Raw genomic sequence first — 18,570 nt, 5'->3', positions numbered from 1 at the left:
GCCGTCCCCACCTTCCGGCGGTCAGGGTGTTACGGGGTCCAGCGGATGTTCGGGTTCACGTGGCCGGTCCAGTCGAACGTGGCCATGTTGTCCCAGCCGTCACCCGTACCGTTGATGTTGGCGGGGTCCCAGCCGTTGCCCTTGATGGCGTACCAGGTGGGTTCCCAGTAGAAGACGCCGATGGCCCCCGCGTTGCGGGCCGTGTTCTGGACGTAGGTGAACTGCTGGGCCTGGCCGGCGAAGGTGGCCGGGATGTTGTCGCAGAGGACGGTGCCGGGGATGGAGTTCTTCTCGCTGTCCGCGTCGGCGGTGGTGAACTGGTACGCCGTTTCGGCGATCACCACGGGCTTGCCGTAGCGGGACTTGACGTCGGCGATGACGTTGTAGAGGTTGGCGAGCGTGCCGTGCCACATGCAGTAGTACGAGAGCGCGCTGATGTCCCAGCTGACGCCCTGCGCCTTGATGCCGTCGAAGAACCAGCGGGCGTTGGCCATGCTGTCGGCGTCCGCGACGTGGATCATGACCTGGGTGGCGCTGTTGCAGGCCTTCGTCGCGTTGTAGCCCTGCTTGAGCAGGCTCGCGAGCGGCGCGAAGTTGTTGTTGCTGACCTGTCCCTCGGGCCAGAGCATGCCGACGTTGATCTCGTTGCCGATCTGCACGGAGTCCGGGGTGGTGCCCTGGGCCTTGAGGCTGGTGCAGATGTCGTACGTGTAGTTGTAGACGTCGGTCTGCAGCTGGGCGAGGGTGTGGGAGTTCCACGCCGCCGGCTTGTACTGCTTGCCCGGGTCGGCCCACGTGTCGGAGTAGTGGAAGTCGATGAGCAGCTTCAGGCCCTTCGCCTTCAGCGTCTTGGCCTGCTGGAGCACCTTGGCCTTGTTGTTGTAACCGCTGGCGGGGTTGTTCCAGATCCGCAGGCGGCCGTAGTTCGCGCCGGCCGACTTGAGGATGTCGAGCGGGTCCGCCGCGGTGCCGGCGGCGTTGTAGTACTTGGCCCCGAGGTCGAGGCTGCGCTGCAGTGACGACACGTCGGCGCCGAGCATGGTGAGGGTCGTGGCCGCGGAGGCCGGGGGTGTGGGAGCGGTGAGGACGAGGGCCATGGCGCCGACGGCGGCGACCAATGCCCGGATGCGACGGTGCATCTTGGGACCTTTCCGGCAGGGGAATATACGACGGCACCGGTGGCGATGCCGGGTGTAGCCGAAACGGGAGAGAAAGATCAGGAGGGTGAGGACTCGCGGAGCATGAGCGAGGTGGGGACCGTGATCGACAGCGGCGTACGCCCGGCGATGAGGTCGGTGAGGAGCCGGACCATTTCCTCGCTGATCCGGTCCAGCGGGTTGCGGACCGTGCTCAGCGGGGGGTGCAGCGTGGCGGCGAGCCCGGAGTCGTCGAACCCGACGATGCGTACGTCACCGGGGATGTCGCGGCCGGCCTCGCGCAGCACGGGCAGCGTCCCGGCGGCCATGGCGTCGGATCCGGCGAAGATGCCGTCCAGGTCGGGCACCCGGTCGAGCAGTTCCCGCATGGCGGCGGCGCCGCTCTCGTGGCTCCAGTCACCGTGCGCGATGTACGCCTCGTCGACCGCGATCCCGTGCGAGGTCAGCGCGTCGGCGTAGCCACGGAGCCGGTCGACGCCGCCGGAGGTGTCCTCCGGCCCGGCGATGTGGGCGATGCGCCGGCAGCCCGCGGCGAGCAGGTGCTCCACCGCGGACCGGGCACCGGCCCATTCGTCGGCGGCGACCGAGCTGATCGTCGTCTCGTGCCCGAGCACCTTGCCGCACGCGACGATCGGCACGTTGGCCTGCACGAGCTGCCCGAGCAGCGGGTCACCGGAGTGCGGCGAGACCAGCAGGACCCCGTCGACGTGGCCGCCGTTGAGGTACGTCACCGCGCGGGTGCGTTCCTCCGGGGTCGCCGCGATCATCAGGATCAGGGTCAGCTCGTGCGCGGACATCGCCTGGGCCACCCCGCGCAGCAGGACCGCGAAGTTCGGGTCCCGGAAGAGCAGGTGCTGCGGCTCGGTCAGCAGGAACGCGATCGAGCCGGAGCGGCCCGTGGCCAGCGAGCGGGCATGCTGGTTGGCGGTGTAGCCGGTGCGGGCGATGGCGTCGGTGACCGCCTTGACGGCTTCGGGACTGACCCACTCCCGGCCGTTGAGGACCCGGGAGACGGTGGCATAGGAGACCCCGGCCTCGCGAGCGACGTCGCGAATAGTGGGTCGCTTGCGCACGCCAGGAATCATAGAGGTCACCTCTCGCCTCTCAGCCCTTGACCGCGCCGGACGCCAGGTCTACCTGCCAGTAACGCTGCAGGGCCAGGAAGAGCGCGATGAGCGGCACGATCGACAGCAGTGCCCCGGTCACCACCGACGTGTACATCGACGGTTGCTGCGCGCCCTGGTTGAGCAGGCCGCTGAGCCCGACCGTGATCGGGAACAACTTGTCGTTGCCGAGCATGATGTACGGCAGCATGAAGTTGTTCCACACGGCGACGAACTGGAACAGGAACACCGTCACCAGCCCGGAGCGCATCATGGGCAGCACCACCGTGACGAACGTGCGCCAGTCGCCGGCGCCGTCCACGCGGGAGGCCTCGAGGACCTCGTTGGGGATGGCCGCGGCGGCGAAGATGCGGGCGAGATAGATGCCGTACGGGCTGATGATGCTCGGCAGCAGCACCGACCAGTAGGAATTCGTCATCCCGACCTTGGCCAGCAGCAGGTACTGCGGGATCGCCAGGATGACACCCGGCACGAGCACACCGGCGAGGACCATGTTGAACACGACGCTCTTGCCGGGGAACTGGAACTTCGCCAGCGCGAAGCCCGCCATCGCCGACACGAACGTGGACGCGAGCGCGCCGACGCCGGCGTAGAGCGCGGTGTTCGCCATCCAGCGCCAGTAGAGGCCGTCGCGGTAGTTCGACAGGTCCGCGATGTTGTCGAACAGGTGCGTACTCGGCGCGAACGTGAACGTCGAGAACAGCTCGGTGGAGCTCTTGCTCGCGGCGACCAGCACCCAGAGCACGGGCGCGAGGCAGTACAGCGCGCCGAGAAGCAGCAGGATGGTGGCGGTGGAGCTGCGCTTTTTTACCAAAACCGCCATCAGTCCTCCTGCCGGAAGGCGCGCGACCCGACGAGCTTGAGGAAGCCGAAGGAGAGCGCGAACGTCGCGAGGGCGATGATGACCGAGGTCGCCGCCGCCGAGTAGATGTCGTCCCGCGTGAAGGCGTCCCGGTAGACCTTCATCAGCGGGGTCCACGTGGACGAGATGGTGTTGCTGAGCGGGCGCAGCGTCATCGGCTCGGCGAAGACCTGCAGCGTCGCGATCAGCGAGAAGACGAACGTCATCACCATCGAGGGCGCGATGATCGGGATCTTGATGCGCCAGGCGATCTGGATCTCCGTGGCGCCGTCGAGCCGGGCCGCCTCGTACATGTCCTGGGGGATCGCCTTGAGTGCGGTGTAGAGCACGATCATGTTGAAGCCGGTGCCACCCCAGACCGCGATGTTGGCGACCGCGTAGAGGATCCACGACGAGCCGAGCAGGTTCGGGGAGCCGACGCCGATGCCCTCGAGGACGTCGTTGATCGGGCTGACCCGGGGCAGGTAGAGAAAACCCCAGAGCAGGGACGCCACGACGGCGGGCACGGCATAGGGCAGGAAGATGGCCGTACGCGTGAAGCCGCCGACCTTCGTCCGGCCCGCATCGAGCAGCAGGGCGAAGAGCAGCGCGAGCCCGAGCATGACGGGGACGACGATCAGCCCGTACGCGCCGATCCGGCCGACGCTGGGCAGGAACTCCGGGTCGGTCAGCGAGCGGGCGTAGTTGCTCAGGCCGGCCCAGATCTCGGTGCGCGAGCCGGAGCCGAGGCCCAGCCCGGAGACCTTCACCTTGCGCAGGCTCAGGTACGCGGCGTAGACGATGGGTGCGCCCAGGAACGCCACGAACAGCACGATGGCGGGGGCGAGGAACGCGTACGGGGTGCCCGCGCGCCGACTGTGGCTGCGGCGCCGGGGGCGGCCCGCCGCCGTGGGAACGGCGGCGGACCTCTCCGTGGCGGGCTGCTCGATCGCAGGCACCGTGGTCATCCGGCGACCTTGAAGCCGGAGTTCTTCATGTCGTCGACGGTCTGCGACTGCATCGTGGCCAGGGCCGCGGTGAACTGCGCGCTCTGCTTGGACTCGGCGGCCTTGCCGAACGCGTCGTTGAAGGCGCTGTACGCGACGTTGACGTTGGGCCCGTACGTGAACGGGTTACCGATCTTCGCGGCGTCGGAGGCGAGCGTGTAGAAGTCCGCCTGGTCCGCGAAGAACGCCGGCGGGCTGGTCAGCGCCGCGGACGAGTCGATCGCGGCGGGGTAGACGTTCGCCTGGCTCGCCAGCAGCTTGATCGCGGCCGGATCGGTGTTCAGCCACTGGATGAACTGGGCGGCCTGCTTCGGGTGCTTGCTCTGGGTCGTCACCGCGGTCGCGGAGCCACCCCAGTTGCCGGTCTTGGGAGCGGCGGTGTCCCACTGCGGCATCGGGGCGGCGGCCCACTTGCCCTTGGTGCTGGCGGCGTTGCCCTCGAGCACGCCGGGCGCCCAGACCGCGCTGACCCAGCCGACCTGCGTTCCGTCGTTGAGTGCCGCGTTCCACTCCGGGGTGTACATCGGGGTGTTGAGGACCGAGCCCTCCTGCACGAGGCCACCCCAGTAGCCGGCGACCTTCTGCGTCGCGGCGTCGTTGATGTTGACCGACCAGGTGTCGCCGTTGATGCCCCACCAGGAGGCGCCGGCCTGCTGGGCGAGACCGGTGAACAGCCCGGCGTCGGTCGCGGAGAACGTGCCGAGGTACTGCTTCGCGTTCGCGGCGTGGATCTTCTTGGCTGCCGCCGCGTAGTCGTCCCAGGTCTTCGGCGCGGCGATCTTCAGCTTGTCGAAGACGTCCTTGCGGTAGAAGAACATCAGCGGGGCGTTGTCCTGCGGCACCGCGTAGACGGAGTCGCCGCCGAGAGTGACCGAATTCCAGTTGGACTCGGGGAACTTGTCCTTGAGCGAGCCGGCCTCGTCCTTGATGTCGGCGAGCGCGTCCGCCGAGACCAGGGTCGGAACCTTCTGGTACTCGGCCTGCATGACGTCCGGCGCACCGCTGCCGGCCTTGATCGCCGTGAGCAGCTTGGTGACGGCCGGGTCGCCGCCGTCCTGCTTGTTCACGGTCACGTGGATGTTCGGGTTGGCGGCGTTCCAGGTCTCGACGACCTTGTCCATGTTCGGGGTCCAGGTCCAGTACGTCAGGTCGACCTTGCCACCGGCATCGGAGCCGGTGTCGGAGTCGTCGCTGCCGCTGCAGCCGGACGCCAGGAGCAGAAGGGATGCGGCGAATACGCCGACGAGTGCCTTTTTCATCGATCCTCCTCGATCGGAAGGCAACCCCCACCGGAGAAGGACGTCCGGTGGAGTGCCTGTGACCGGTTACAGTGATGCTCGTTTACGGCCATGTCAAGACCTTGCGTCAACCCGGTTAACGGGGTGTATCTTCCGACCACACGCCTGTGACCGGTTACAGGCCTCAAGCGGAGGGACCCTTCGTTGGCGACCGATCACCCATCGCGGCCCCAGCTTTTGTCCGTCCGGCACTCTCCGTGGGTAGAACCGCTTACCCGTCCGGCGATGAGCAACGAGCAGGACGTACGCCCCGGTGTCGAACTGACCAACCGCTACCTCATCCGTGACGGTGTGCCGGTCGTGCCGATCTCCGGCGAGCTGCACTACAGCCGGGTTCCGCGCGAGCGCTGGGCCGAGCGGCTGCGGCAGATGCGCGCCGGCGGCGTGACCGTTGTGGCCAGCTACGTGTTCTGGCTGCACCACGTCGAGCACCGCGGCGAGCCCCGCTTCGACGGCAATCTCGACGTGGCGGCGTTTGTCGACGCCTGCGTCGAGGCCGGCCTGGACGTCATCATGCGGATCGGCCCGTGGGTCCACGCGGAGAGCCGCAACGGCGGGTTCCCCGACTGGGTCCAGGAGGCGCCGGTACGCCACCGGACCGACGACCCCGCGTACCTGGACATGGTCCGTGAATGGTTCGGTCAGCTCGCCGGCAACCTCGACGGCCGCTGCTCACCCGACGGCCCGGTGCTCGGCATCCAGCTCGAGAACGAGCTCTACGACCAGCCCGGACACCTCGTCACGCTCAAGCGGCTGGCCCGCGAGGCCGGGATGAGCGCGCCGCTCTGGACCGCCACGGCATGGGGCGGCGCCGACCTGCCCGCCGAGGAGGTCCTGCCGCTGTACGGCGGGTACGGCGACGGCTTCTGGGTCGACTCGGACGCCCCCTGGGACCCGACGTTCCGCGATCACTACTTCTTCTCGCACGTCTGGGACGACCCGGGCATCGGTGCCGACGTGCGCCGCGCGCAGAACATCGACGCCGCGGCGGGCGGCCCGCGCACCCCGTCGGCCCTCTTCCCACCCGCGACCTGCGAGCTTGCCGGCGGCATGGGCACGGCCTACCACCGCCGCCCCCGCCCGTCCGGTCTCGACGTCGCGACCGTCGCCCACTGCAAGATCGGCAACGGCTCGGCCTGGCAGGGCTACTACATGTACGCGGGCGGCACGAACCCGCCGAGCGACAAGGGTGTGCAGGAGTCCCACGCGACGGGATACCCGAACGACATGCAGCGGCTCGGCTACGACTTCCACGCCCCGCTCGGCGAGTCCGGTGTCGCATCGGACAGCTACGCCGAACTGCGCCGCCAGCACGCGTTCCTCGCCGCGTTCGGCTCCTCGCTGGCCGAGATGCCGTCGAGCCTGCCCGAGGTGCGCCCGAACGGCGTCGAGGACACCGGGACCCTGCGCTGGGCGCTGCGTTCCGACGGCGACAGCGGCTTCCTGTTCGTCTCCTGGCACCAGCCGCACGTGCCCCTGCCGACCTACAGGAACGCTCAGTTCGAGGTCACCCTCGGCGACGAGACCACCCTGCTACTGCCGTCCCGGCCTGCGGACATTCCTTTCGGTACGCTCGCCAGGTGGCCGTTGCGCCAATACGGCCTCGACTACGCGACCGCCTCCGCGCTCACCGTGCTCCCGGGTGACGTCCCGACCCTGGTGCTGACCGCGGCCGAGGGCATCGAGGTGGAGATCTCGATCGGCGGCGAGATCCGCACCCTGACCCCCGGCCTCAGCCCGGTCGGCGTCACCCCGTCGCTGGACGTGCTCGTCCTCGACGCGTCGACCGCGCAGATCGCGTGGGTCTGCGAGGACGGCGGCCGCCGGTTGCTGCTCAGCGCCGACGAGCTGACCTGGGGCCCGGACGGCGTGGTGAGCGCCCGCTCGGCGGCGACCCCGACCGTGCACGTCTACGACCCGGCCGCCCGTACGTTCACCGATCTGCCCCTGGCACCCCCGGCCGGCCCGTTCATCACCGGGATCGGGGACGCGGGGATCACGGAGCTCCGTCCCGCGGGTAATGCCGTGCCGGTCGCGTACGGAAAGCACGACGGCCGTCAGTCGGCACCCACGCCGGACGTCTTCGCCGAGCTCGCCGCCGTCCACCGCGTCGACCTGCCCGACTGGGCCGCCGACGCCGGCCTCGACGCCCTGATCGAGATCACCTGGGCCGGTGACATCGCCGAACTGCGCGTCGACGGCCGCACGGCCACCGACCGCTTCTGGGACGGCGCCCGCTGGCTCGTCAACCTGCGCGACGCGGGCTACCACCCGGGCGCGGAGCTGACGATCCACATCCTGCCGCTGGCCACCGGCTCGACCGTCCACCTTCCGGAGGACGCACACGTTCGCCTCCTCGGCGCCGACGGCCAGCTGCACGCCCTGGACTCCGTCCGGGTCATCGGCCGGCACTCGTGGACGCAGGCTCAAGGACTGTCTGACGACTGAGGCCGGGCTGCGGCGGGCCCGGTCGTCACACGGGCGTTGGCCGGTTCGATTCACCGGGTTTGCGGCGATAAGGTCTTGGCCATGCAGACCCTGCCGGTGGAGACCCTCGCCGCGATCGGCCGCATGACGGTGGCCGCGACCGAGCTCGAGCATCTGCTCGCCTGGATCGGCGCGGACCGCGCCGGCGGCGACGCGGCGGCGGTCTTCGCCACCCCCGGTGAGCCCCTGCGGGCGGCGCGCGGAGCGGTCGTCTTCGCGCCGCCCGCCTACCGCGAAGACCTCATCGGCATCGTGGAGGGCGCGGCGACCCAGCTCGCCATCAGCCAGTCGGTGCTGCGTGGACTGTGGCAGGAGAACGGCCGCCGCAACCCCGAGATGTTCGACGAGGTCGCCCACATGCTGCTCCGCTGCACCGACAGCCTGCACGAGCTCCTGCGCGCCGCGCTGCCGCCGCGCTGATCCGGCACGAACCTGGGATCAAGCGGAATATCGGCTCGTTTACCGTTTTCCAGGAAATCATGGTCCTGGAAAGGGTTCACATATGCGAAGCGTCAGGTTGCCCGCCCTCGTCACCTCCGGCGCGCTGGGGCTCGCGGCACTCACCGGATGCGCCGCTCACACCAGCACGTCATCCGCCCCCGCCTCGGCCCCGCCCGCGCCACCGGCCAGTGCCTCGGCTGCTTCTTCGATCGGCCCGGCCCCCACGAAGGACACGGACGACGGGGACTCGGGTAAGGGGGATCCCACCGCCGGGCAGGGGTGCGCCGTCAACAAGGTTGCGGTGCCGGCCGGGGCGAAGCGGACCTCGACCGCGGACCTGGACGGCGACGGCAAGGGCGACGTGTTCTTCCTGGCGGACGACGACGCGACGATGGGTGTACGCACCTCCAGCGGCCGGACGATCAGCACCAAGTTCAGCGTCTCGGAGGGCGGCCAGCTCGGCGCCCGTTCGTTCGTGGACAGCTCCGGCAACGCGGTGATCCTGCTCGACGGCCCGCGCACCTCGTACCTGTTCGCGCTGGTCGACTGCGCGATCGTCGTCACGAAGAACGTCCAGGGCTCGCAGTACACGTTCGACAACGGTTTCCGGAAGCCGGGCACGGGTGTCGGGTGCGGCCGGGGTGCGCGGGGTTTCGTGCTGGAAGGGCTGCGCGCGGCGCCCCAGGGCGATGGCTACGGGGTGCAGACCACGGTGATCGAGCTGCATGACGGCGGGCGGTCCGCCACGAACGGCAAGGTGACCACCGGCGATTCGATCATGCCCAAGGACCAGGCGTACTCCCTGGTGAAGGACGGTTTCTCCTGCGACGAGGCGCAGCGCTAACCGGCTGCCTCCCCCACGGTCGCATTGCGGCGAGCGTCGTCGATGGTGGCCATGTTGGCTTCGGCCCAGGCTCGGACGGCGGCCAGCGGGGCGTCCAGGGAGAGGCCCAGCGGGGTGAGGGAGTAGTAGGTGCGCGGCGGGATCGAGGGTTCCACGCGCCGGAGGACCAGGCCGTCGAGGGCCAGGTTGCGCAGGGTCTGGGACAGCATCTTGTTCGAGATCCCCGGCATGGCCCGGCGTAGCTCCGCGAATCCGCGCTCGGTCGGATGTGCCTCCGTCAGCACTTTGACCAGCATTGACGTCCATTTGTCGCCGATGCGGTCGAGGAGTTGACGGGTGGCGCAGGCGGGGTCGAAGAGGTCGCCGGTTACCCCGCGCTCACCTCGTACCCGTGGAGTGCGTTCTTGATCTGTCATGGCTTGATCTCCAAGGTTGACCAGGTAACCGATGGTAACCGGGAGAGGTTTTTCTATGCGCATCGCGACGAACGGGACCGAACTGGAGACGACCGTACGGGGTTCGGGGCCGCCCATCGTTGCGCTGCACGGGTGGCCGCACACCCGGCGGGTCTGGGAGACGCTGGACCTGCCGGGTCGCACGGTTATCGCACCGGACCTGCGCGGGCTCGGGGAGAGCGCACCGGCCGTCGACGGTTTCGACGCCGCGACCCTGGCAGACGATGTGCTCGGCCTGCTGGACGCGCTGGGGGTGGAACGCGCGGAGATCGTAGCGATCGACGCGTCGGTGCCGACCGCGTTCCTGCTGGCCGCGCGGCATCCCGAGCGGGTGACGCGGCTGGTGCTGATGGAGGGGACGCTTCCCGGGCTGCCGGGCGGGTTCGAGACGCCGCCGTGGTGGTTCGGCTTTCACGCGGTGCCCTCGCTGCCCGCAACCGTGCTGGCCGGCCGCGAGGCGGAATATCTGGGCTGGTTCCTGCGCAGCGTAACCGACACTTCACTGCGGGAGGCGTTCGTGCGTGCCTACAGCGGGAAGGAGCGGCTGGAGGCAGGGTTCGGCTTCTACCGGGAGATGACGGGGAACGCTGAGCTGATCCGGGCGGCCGGGCGGCTCCGGGTGCCGACGCTCGCGATCGGCGGGAACGTCGTGGGGGAACGGCTGCACCGCCAGCTCGGACCCGTCACCGACGACCTGCGCGGCGAACTGCTCGACAACTGCGGGCACATCGTCCCGCTGGACCGCCCGGACGCCCTGTCAGCCCTGCTCAGCGATGGGTGAGGCGCTCATCCCGGTCCCCCAGTGGTTCGCGTCGGTCACCCGGTAGTCGCCGTCCCGGACCTGGAAGAACGCCGCGGGTGCCATGCATTTCGGCAGCTCCGCCGTGCCCTGGACGCCGGTGAAGCCGACCGTGTCGTGCCGGCCGGTGTCGGCGACGCTGAAGCCGAGCCGGGTGCCGATCAGGGACTGGCCGTCCGGCGAGGCGGTGGTGACCACGCCGGTGACCGTCGCGGTGTCCGGGCCGGTCATGAGGCAGTCGACGGCGAGGGCGTACCAGATCTCGCCGGGGTGTTCTCCCGTGAAGACGTGCGAGACCCGGGCCGTTCCCCAAGACTCGGAGGGGAACGGCCCGGAGCCCGCGTAGCGGGAGTGGGCGTCGACGGTGAAGTTGACCTCGTCGTCCGGCGTCGGCGGGAAGATCAAGTGCGCGGATCCGCGTAGCGATGCGGTGCCGGCGGGTGGCTTCGCGCTTGCGGCGGTCGGTGCGATGACGGCGGCGGCGGCGAGGGTGACGAGGACTGTGGTGGTGGTTCGCGTCAGCTTGGACATGCATCGATGATTGAAGATGTCGCCTGAGGCCGGGCTGTGTTGCGCACAGCGTCCTCTCAGTCCATGACCCAGCCGCTCTCAGTCCATGACCCAGCCGTAGAGCTTCTCGATCCTGAGGCTGAGGACCAGGCGGCCGTCCTCGACCATGGCGCGGCGGTAGTCGGCCCAGTCGGGGTGGTCCTTCTCGGCGATCAGGCGGTAGATGTCGATCAGTTCCTCGACCGTCGCGTCGTTCTCGTCGGCGGCGGGGGCGGAGAACGACGCCGTGACATCGGCTGCCACGTAGCCGCCGGCGGCCGGGCCCACGCGGATCGAGCCGCGGGGGTCGCGGCGCAGGTTGTGGACCTTGGCCAGGGTGCCGCGGGTGGAGATGCGCAGGATCCTGGTCGCCGGGCCGGCCGTGTAGTTGACGTCGGAGAGTTGCGGGCGTCCGTCCTTCTTGATCGTCGCCAGCGTGCAGAGGTCGGCCGCCACGACGGCATTCCACAGATTCTCATCGGACATGTCCGAACAGTAGAACGCCGCGGCCCCATCGTGCGGGACCGCGGCGTTCCGTTCAGAAGTTGACTACAGCTTGGCGCACCGGCTGCTTACAGCTTGGCGCACTGGCCCAGGCGCGGGCCGCTCACCGTGTTGGGCAGGCCGTTGTTGATCGGTGCCGGCTGGTTGGCCGAGCAGGTCAGGATGCCGTTGATGGTGTCAGCGGCGACAACGGTCTGGCTCTTGTTGCCCAGCAGGGTGACCGGGCCCTTGAAGCTTGAGGCCTCGATTTGGACCGGGCCGGACGCGGTCGCGGTGACCGGGCCGGTGACCGTCGAGTGCAGGATCGAGACCGTGCCCGCGCCGGTCGCCGTGATCGCCGCGCGCAGCGTCGAGCCGGTGACGTAGAGCGAGGCACCGTTGGTCACCGAGATCGCCCCGGTGACCGTCGCGCCGGCGGTGACGCAGGTGACGCCGGACTTGACCGAGATCGCGCCGACCGTCTTGTCGGCGATCGTGGTGGTGCAGGCCGGAGCCGGCTTGCCGAGCAGTTCGACCTCGGCGAGCGTGGTGGCTGCCTCACCGGTGTTCGCGGTGACCTCGAGCTTGTACTGCGCGTACCGGCCGGGCTTGGCGATCTTGAACGGCTTGGTCTGCAGCCGCCAGTCGAACGTCTGGTCCGTACGCTGGTCGATCGTCGTCCAGGTCGTGCCGTCGTACGTGCCGGACAGCTTCCACGACTTCGGATCGCCGGCCACCGCACCCGAGGTGAGGGTGTAGTAGTCGGCCTGCTCGGCGCCGCTGGCGAACTGGTAGGTGAACGTCGGCGTCGCGCTCGGGAACACCACCCGGGTGGTGGAGGTGTCGTCCACCAGGGTCGGCTCCGAGGCGGTGCCCTTGCCCGGGCCGGTCAGGTCGCGCAGCGGGTTCGGCACGGCGTCACCGGTCGTGATCGACGGCGGTGCCGCGTCCTTACCGGTGCCCCACGTCGACGGCGAGGCGCCCATCTTGAAGTCCAGCGTCGCGCCGTTCGCCAGCAGGCTGTGCGGCAGGGACGTCGAGTTGTACGACTTCCCGTTGACCTTCAGCGACTGCACGTACACGTTCTTGCTGCTGTTCTGCGGTGCGTTGATCACGATCTTCTTGCCGTTCGGCAGGTTGACCGTGGCCTTCTTGAACAGCGGCGACCCGATCGCGTACGCCGGGCTGCCCATCTGCAGCGGGTAGAAGCCGAGCGAGCTGAAGATGCCCCACGCGCTCATCTCGCCGTTGTCCTCGTCGCCCGGGTAACCCTGGCCGATCTCGCTGCCGAGGTAGAGCCGGGACAACGCCTCACGCACGATCTTCTGCGCCTTCGACGGCTGGCCCGCGTAGTCGTACATGTAGGGGATGTGGTGTGAAGGCTGGTTGCTGAAGCCCCACTGACCCAGCCGCACGTCACGCGCCTCGAGCATCTCGTGGATCGTGCCGCCGTAGGAGCCGACGAACTTCGCCGTCTCCGGTGTCGAGAAGAACGTGTCCAGCTTCTTGGCCAGCTCGTTCTTGCCGCCGTACAGGTTCGCGAGGCCCTGGCCGTCCTGCGGCGCGTGGAACGCCATGTTCCAGCCGTTGGTCTCGGTGTAGTCGTAACCCCAGACCCGCGGGTCGTACGTCGCCGGCGGGTTGCGCCACGTGCCGGCCGTGGTCTTGCCCTGGAAGAAGTCGACCGACGGGTCGAACATGTTCACGTAGTTCAGGGCGCGGTTGCGGAAGTACTCCGCCTGCTCCTTGTACTCCGCCGCCTTCGGGCCGCCCTTCTTGGCCAGCGAGTCGGCCATGTTGGCGATGCCGTAGTCGTTGATGTAGCCGTCCATCGCCCACGACAGGGCCTCGCCGGTCGCGTCGCTCGGCGTGTATCCCTTGAAGATCGACGAGTCCAGGGCCTTACGGCCGACATTCTGGTTCGGCGGGGCCACGGTCGCGTTCTTGATGGCGGCCTGGTAGGCCGATTCAACATCGATGCCGGGTACGCCCTTCAGGTACGCATCCGCAAAAGCGACGTCGGAACTCGTACCCACCATGAGGTTCGCGTAGCCCGGCGACGACCACCGCGAGATCCAGCCGCCGTCCTTGTACTGCTGGACGAACCCGTTCACCAGATCGGTGGCCTCGTCCGGCGTGAACAGCGAGTACGCCGGCCAGGTCGTGCGGTACGTGTCCCAGAACCCGTTGTTGACGTAGACCTTGCCGTCCTTGATCGCCGCACCGGTCTCGGTCGGGGTGCTCGCCGGGGCCGTCACCGCGGACTGCACGGCGTGCTTGATCACCGGGGCCGCCGCGGTGCCGGTGTTCTCGTACGCCGAGTTCGGGTAGAGGAACAGCCGGTACAGGTTCGAGTAGAGCGTGGTCAGCTGGTCCTCGCTGGCACCCTCGACCTCGATCGTGTGCATCTTCGCGTCCCAGGCGGCCTGCGCCTGATCCCGGACCGAGGCGAGCGTGGTGCCCGCGCCGACCTCGAGCTCCAGGTTGTGCTTGGCCTGCGCGACGCTGAGCAGCGACGTCGCGATCCGCATCGTCACGGTCTTGGACTGCGCGGTGTCGACCTTCACGTAGCCGGTGCTCGGACGGTTGCCCGTGGGCAGCATGCCGCTCGCGGTGATCGGGGAGTCGATCGTCGCGTACATGAACATCCGGGTCGCGCCGTTGGAGAGCCCGCTGGCGACGTCCGAGTAACCGCTGACCGCGTTGTTCGCCGCGTCGATCGTCAGCCCGGTCTTCTCGTTCACGTTGTCGAAGATCAGGTTCCCGCTGTCGCCGGTAAACGTGAACTGGAACAACGCCGCATGGTCGGCCGGCGCGATCTCCGTCTTGATGCCGTTGTCGAACGTCACGCCGTAGTAGTACGGCTTGGCGATCTCGTTCTCGTGGCCGTACGCCAGCGCTCGGTTGGTCCGGTTCGCGTCGGGCGTACCCGTAGCCGCCGAAGGCATGACCTGGAACGTCTGGCGGTCACCCATCCACGGGCTGGGCTCGTGGCTGGCGGCGAACGCCTGCAGGGTCGGGCGGTTCGCGGCGTTGTTCTGCCGGTGGTACTCGTACAGCCAGCTGGTGGATCCGGCGTTGGTCACCGGGGTCCAGAAGTTGAAGCCGTGCGGCACCGCCGTCGCCGGGAAGTTGTTGCCCCGCGAGTAGTCACCCGACGACTGCGTGCCCCGGCGCGTCTCGACGTACTCGGAGAGGTGGCTCTTGGGCTTGGCGACCGGCACGTCCCGCAGCGCGATGTCGTCGAACCACGCCTTGAAGGTGGTCGGCCCGCTGGGCTTGTCATAACCGACCAGGATCCGGTCGATCGTCTTGCCCTTCGCGACCGAGCCGATCCGGCTGGCCCGCTTGTTCCACTGCTGCGTGTAGAGCGACTTCGACGCACCCTGCCCCGACGGGCTCAGCTCGAAGCCGTTCTGGTCGAGCGCACCCAGCTGCGACAGATAGGTGCCGTCGGTGAACGCCAGATCGACCGCGGTGTACGTGGCCGGGTTGCTCGCGTCCTGCCGGTTGAACTCGGGCAGCACGAGGTACGAAAGCTCGGTGTCGGCGGTGACCGGCACGTCCACGTCGAAGACCTTGTTGTAGGAGTAGCCGCGTCCCTCCGCGGTCTGCCGCCCGGCGATCTGCAGCGCCTTGAGCCCGGTGTAGCCCGCGTTCGCCTTCGCGGTCGGGGAGCTGGACGGCCCGCCACCGATCCGGCTCTGCATCGGCCCGGCCGGGGGAGCGCTGGTGTTGTTGTCGGCGAGCTCGAGATCCGCGAGCTGGGTCAGGTTGCCCGACGGGTGCCCGGTGATGCTGAGCCGGTAGATCGCGAACGAGCCCGGCGTCGCCACCGTGTAGGTCTTCGTCTGGAAACGGTCGTCGAACGACTCGCCGCTGCGGGTGTCGACGGTCGTCCAGGTGCTGCCGTCCGCCGAACCCTCCAGGGTCCAGTCGCGCGGGTCGCGCTCGGGGGCGTCGTTGGCGGAGGTGAGGGCGTACTTCGTCACCGTCGCCGGGGCATCGAGCACGTACTGTGCCCAGCTGGCCGGCGTGTCCACCAGCCATTTCGACTCGGCGTTGCCGTCGTTGAGGTTGCCGACGCCCTCGTTGCTGTTCGGCTGGGCATTCGCGGTGATAGCGGTGACGTGGTCGCGCAGGCTGCCCGGCATCCCGGCGTCGACGGTGCCGTCGACGCCGCTGCTGCGCTCGCCGTCCACCGTGTCGGTCCAGGTGGGCTGGGGGTCCGCGGTCTCGAACGAGGACGCGAACGCCGTAGCCGCCGCGGCCTGGGCAGCGGCGCCGGGTGTTGCGGCGGCCGCTGCCGCCACGAGACTCACCGATAACATTGCGACACTCCATCGTGGCCGATGCATGCCGTCTCCTTGTCGCAGAACGAGAACTGCCGAAACATCCGCGACACATCGTCATCCGTAAGTACATCTATCCGCAAGACTTCTATGACATCGATGTCAGACCAACCCTTCCTCGTACGCCAGGATCACCAACTGCACCCGGTCCCGTACACCCACCTTGGCGATCGCCCGCGTGATGTGCGTCTTGGCCGTCAACGGACTGATCACCAGCTCCCGGGCCACCCCGTCGTTCGACAGCCCCGACGCGACCAGCCGCACCACCTCCAGCTCCCGCGCGGTCAGGCTGTTCAATCTCGCCGGCTGACCCTGCGAGCCGGGCTGGCCTTGCAGGGTGCCGGGCTGGCCTTGCAGGGTGCCGGGCTGGCCCTGCGGGGTGCCCGGCTGGTTCTTCTGCAGGCCGGCTGGGCGGTGGGCGAACCGGGCCACTACCCGGCGGGTCACGCTGGGGGAGAGCAGGGCTTCCCCGGCCGCCACCACCCGCACCGCATGTCGCAGCCCCTCCGGGTCGACCTCCTTGGTCAGGAAACCGCTGGCCCCCGCGGCCAGCGCGGCAAACACGTACTCGTCGGTCTCGAAGGTCGTGAGGATGACCACCCGGGTCTGGACAAGTCCCGGGTCGGCCACGATGCGCCGGGTGGCCTCGATGCCGTCCAGCCCCGGCATCCGGATATCCATCAGCACGACGTCAGGCCTCAGCTCCCGGGCCGTACGCACCGCCTCGTCCCCGCTGGCGGCCTCGCCGACGACCGTGATCTCCTTGTCCCGCTTGAGCAGGCTGCGGAAACCGGCCCGCACCAGATGCTGGTCGTCGGCGAGGAGCACGCTGATCGTCATCAGACGGTGACCGGGATCGACGCGCGCACCCGGAAGCCACCGTCCGGCCCATCACCCGCAACAAGGGTGCCGCCGAGCGCGGCCACCCGCTCCCGCATCCCCATGATCCCGTGCCCCTCACTCTCGGTCAGGCCTCCACCGCCGTCATCCACGATCTCCACAGTGACCGACTCCGGCGCGTAGTGCAGGGTCACGGTGGCCTCTCTCGCGCCCGCATGCCGCACGGTGTTGGTCAGCGACTCCTGCACAACGCGGTGCACCGCGGTCGCCACCGGGGCAGGCACATCGGCGCGCTCACCGACCTCCACCAGCCGCACCCGAACCCCCGCCGCACTGACCTGCCCGGTCAACCCCTCCAGACTCTCCAGCCCGTACGCCGGCTCGCTGCGCCCCGGATCTCTTCGCAGCACGTCCACCAGCGCTTTCAGGTCGGTCATCGCGCGCCCCCGCACATCCTGAGCCAGCCGGACGGCGTCCCGAGCCTCCTCCGGCTCATCGTCGAAGGCGTCCAGCGCCACATTCAGATGCACCCCGACCACAGCCAGCGTGTGCGACACAACGTCATGCAGATCCCGGGCAACATCAACCCGCTCCTCAGCCCGCCGCCGCCGTGCGTCAAGCTCCTGCTCCGTCAACGACTGCCGCAACCGCGCCGCCACCTCCTCCTGCCACCGCCGGGTGCTCAGATACGCGTGGGTCACCGCCAACGCCGCCGCCAGCCATAACGCCTCCGCGCCAACCCGCCCCACAGCGAACTCGAACGTGTTCATCTGCACGAAGTAGTCCCACACAAACCCCCACCAGAGCGCCAGCGCCCCGACAGCGATCGCCCACCGCTGCCGCCCATGCACCATGACCCCGACAAACGCCGCAGTCGCCGGCCACACCCACCCGGCCCCCACCAGATCCGCAGCCCGGAAAGCCAGCACCGCCCAGACCGACACGAGCAGAGCGCTCACCGGCCACCGCCGAACCGCCAGCACCACCCCCGCAAGGAAAACGGCCAGCGCCCCCGTAATCGCCGAATCCACATTCCCTCCGGTCAGCGCAAGCCCCGCCGGCACCCCCACCAACGTCACCCCGGCCGCCACCCACACCTGTCCCCGCTCCCGCATCCCCCTGCTCCCTTCCTGGTCCTTTCTCATCTCTCGACAATGGCCGTGAAGAGCGGCCGGCACATCCACCAGCAGTTGTCACTCGCCCCGACTCCCCAGGAGTACGCCCTACTCCAAAAGGTGCAGCCGTCCTAAGGTGAGCGGGTGACCGACGTGGAAACCCCCGCCGCGCTGCTCGCCTCCTACGCCCGCTTCACCATCGAACCGGGCCTGACCGAAACCGAACTCGCCGCCGTGGAGAAGGAATTCGCCTTCTCCTTCGCCGACGACCACCGGGCCTTCCTGACCGCAGGCCTCCCCACCGGCCGAGGCTGGCCCGACTGGCGCCACGGCGACCGGACCCAACTCCGCGACCGCCTGGCCGCCCCCGTCGAAGGAGTCCTCTTCGACGTAGCCTCCAACGGCTTCTGGTACGAAGGCTGGGGCCCCCAACCGGTCAACGCCGTCCCCGTAGCCAAAAGCTTCCTGGTAACCGCCCCGCGCCTGATCCCGCTCTACTCCCACCGCTACCTCCCCGCGGGCCGGGGAACCGCCGGCCACCCGGTCCTGTCCGTGATGCAGACAGACGTCATCGTCTACGGAGCCGACCTGAAGGCCTACCTCCGCCGGGAATTCGAAGGCCTGCGGGAACAACAGACCGGAGGCCGCCCCACGGTCGCCTTCTGGAAGGATTTGGTCTAACCTCCGCCCCGCCCTCGTGGGCCTCAACGCCGGCCACCGGCCGCGCCCTCGTGGGCCTCAACGCCGGCCACCGGCCGCGCCCTCGTGGGCCTCAACG

At 68.9% G+C, this 18,570-nt stretch carries 16 protein-coding genes; 5 read left to right on the top strand and 11 right to left on the bottom strand.

What is annotated here, in order from left to right; all coding sequences use genetic code 11:
• Positions 1–29: 29 nt before the first annotated feature.
• The 5 genes from Ahu01nite_RS25460 to Ahu01nite_RS25440 form a co-directional block, all read right to left on the bottom strand.
• Complete coding sequence (locus tag Ahu01nite_RS25460; protein ID WP_203839148.1) at positions 30–1,139, bottom strand: glycoside hydrolase family 53 protein; 1,110 nt, start codon at positions 1,137–1,139, stop codon at positions 30–32.
• Between the two features lie 77 nt (positions 1,140–1,216).
• Entirely contained in the window at positions 1,217–2,230 is a 1,014-nt protein-coding gene (locus Ahu01nite_RS25455) for a LacI family DNA-binding transcriptional regulator (RefSeq protein WP_239159123.1), read from the bottom strand.
• Between the two features lie 31 nt (positions 2,231–2,261).
• On the bottom strand, positions 2,262–3,104 hold the full coding sequence (locus tag Ahu01nite_RS25450; RefSeq protein WP_203839146.1) for a carbohydrate ABC transporter permease: 843 nt from the start codon (positions 3,102–3,104) through the stop codon (positions 2,262–2,264).
• The gene (locus Ahu01nite_RS25445; RefSeq protein ID WP_203839145.1) at positions 3,104–4,090 is read right to left on the bottom strand and encodes a carbohydrate ABC transporter permease; all 987 of its coding nucleotides are present in this window, start codon (positions 4,088–4,090) and stop codon (positions 3,104–3,106) included. The genes Ahu01nite_RS25450 and Ahu01nite_RS25445 overlap by 1 nt, the downstream gene beginning before the upstream one ends.
• Entirely contained in the window at positions 4,087–5,388 is a 1,302-nt protein-coding gene (locus tag Ahu01nite_RS25440) for an ABC transporter substrate-binding protein (RefSeq protein ID WP_203839144.1), read from the bottom strand. The genes Ahu01nite_RS25445 and Ahu01nite_RS25440 overlap by 4 nt, the downstream gene beginning before the upstream one ends.
• 264 nt (positions 5,389–5,652) lie before the next feature.
• On the opposite strand from Ahu01nite_RS25440, the gene Ahu01nite_RS25435 reads away from it, so the two are divergent.
• From Ahu01nite_RS25435 to Ahu01nite_RS25425, 3 genes are all read left to right on the top strand, one after another.
• Positions 5,653–7,875, top strand: a complete 2,223-nt coding sequence (locus Ahu01nite_RS25435) for a beta-galactosidase (protein WP_203839143.1) — start codon at positions 5,653–5,655, stop codon at positions 7,873–7,875.
• A gap of 81 nt (positions 7,876–7,956) precedes the next feature.
• Positions 7,957–8,334 (top strand): hypothetical protein, encoded by a 378-nt coding sequence (locus Ahu01nite_RS25430; RefSeq protein ID WP_203839142.1) that lies wholly within the window; start codon positions 7,957–7,959, stop codon positions 8,332–8,334.
• A gap of 82 nt (positions 8,335–8,416) precedes the next feature.
• A complete protein-coding gene (locus Ahu01nite_RS25425; protein ID WP_203839141.1) occupies positions 8,417–9,199 on the top strand; it encodes a hypothetical protein in 783 nt (260 codons plus the stop codon).
• Here Ahu01nite_RS25425 and Ahu01nite_RS25420 read toward each other — a convergent pair.
• A complete protein-coding gene (locus tag Ahu01nite_RS25420) occupies positions 9,196–9,615 on the bottom strand; it encodes a winged helix-turn-helix transcriptional regulator (RefSeq protein ID WP_203839140.1) in 420 nt (139 codons plus the stop codon). The two genes, Ahu01nite_RS25425 and Ahu01nite_RS25420, sit on opposite strands and share 4 nt — an antisense overlap.
• A gap of 55 nt (positions 9,616–9,670) precedes the next feature.
• On the opposite strand from Ahu01nite_RS25420, the gene Ahu01nite_RS25415 reads away from it, so the two are divergent.
• Positions 9,671–10,435: an alpha/beta fold hydrolase gene (locus Ahu01nite_RS25415; protein ID WP_239159122.1), complete on the top strand. Its 765-nt coding sequence runs from the start codon at positions 9,671–9,673 to the stop codon at positions 10,433–10,435.
• Here Ahu01nite_RS25415 and Ahu01nite_RS25410 read toward each other — a convergent pair.
• The 5 genes from Ahu01nite_RS25410 to Ahu01nite_RS25390 all read right to left on the bottom strand — a co-directional run bounded on the left by Ahu01nite_RS25410 (position 10,412) and on the right by Ahu01nite_RS25390 (position 17,822).
• Positions 10,412–10,984, bottom strand: a complete 573-nt coding sequence (locus Ahu01nite_RS25410) for a hypothetical protein (RefSeq protein ID WP_203839138.1) — start codon at positions 10,982–10,984, stop codon at positions 10,412–10,414. The two genes, Ahu01nite_RS25415 and Ahu01nite_RS25410, sit on opposite strands and share 24 nt — an antisense overlap.
• Positions 10,985–11,062: 78 nt before the next feature.
• Positions 11,063–11,488: a TIGR03618 family F420-dependent PPOX class oxidoreductase gene (locus tag Ahu01nite_RS25405; RefSeq protein WP_203839137.1), complete on the bottom strand. Its 426-nt coding sequence runs from the start codon at positions 11,486–11,488 to the stop codon at positions 11,063–11,065.
• Between the two features lie 86 nt (positions 11,489–11,574).
• A complete protein-coding gene (locus tag Ahu01nite_RS25400) occupies positions 11,575–15,816 on the bottom strand; it encodes a GH92 family glycosyl hydrolase (protein WP_203839136.1) in 4,242 nt (1,413 codons plus the stop codon).
• A gap of 123 nt (positions 15,817–15,939) precedes the next feature.
• On the bottom strand, positions 15,940–16,677 hold the full coding sequence (locus Ahu01nite_RS25395; protein ID WP_203839135.1) for a response regulator transcription factor: 738 nt from the start codon (positions 16,675–16,677) through the stop codon (positions 15,940–15,942).
• The gene (locus tag Ahu01nite_RS25390; protein ID WP_275411779.1) at positions 16,677–17,822 is read right to left on the bottom strand and encodes a sensor histidine kinase; all 1,146 of its coding nucleotides are present in this window, start codon (positions 17,820–17,822) and stop codon (positions 16,677–16,679) included. The genes Ahu01nite_RS25395 and Ahu01nite_RS25390 overlap by 1 nt, the downstream gene beginning before the upstream one ends.
• Before the next feature lie 114 nt (positions 17,823–17,936).
• Here Ahu01nite_RS25390 and Ahu01nite_RS25385 point away from each other — a divergent pair, with 114 nt between their 5' ends.
• Positions 17,937–18,473 carry a hypothetical protein gene (locus Ahu01nite_RS25385; protein ID WP_239159120.1) on the top strand — a complete coding sequence of 179 codons (537 nt, stop codon included), beginning with the start codon at positions 17,937–17,939 and terminating at the stop codon, positions 18,471–18,473.
• The last annotated feature ends 97 nt before the right edge of the window (positions 18,474–18,570 follow it).

Origin of the sequence: Winogradskya humida (assembly GCF_016862215.1) — a bacterium.
Taxonomy (GTDB): domain Bacteria; phylum Actinomycetota; class Actinomycetes; order Mycobacteriales; family Micromonosporaceae; genus Actinoplanes; species Actinoplanes humidus.
Note: the sequence above shows the minus strand (reverse complement) of the source record. Positions and strands in the feature narration are given on the sequence as shown.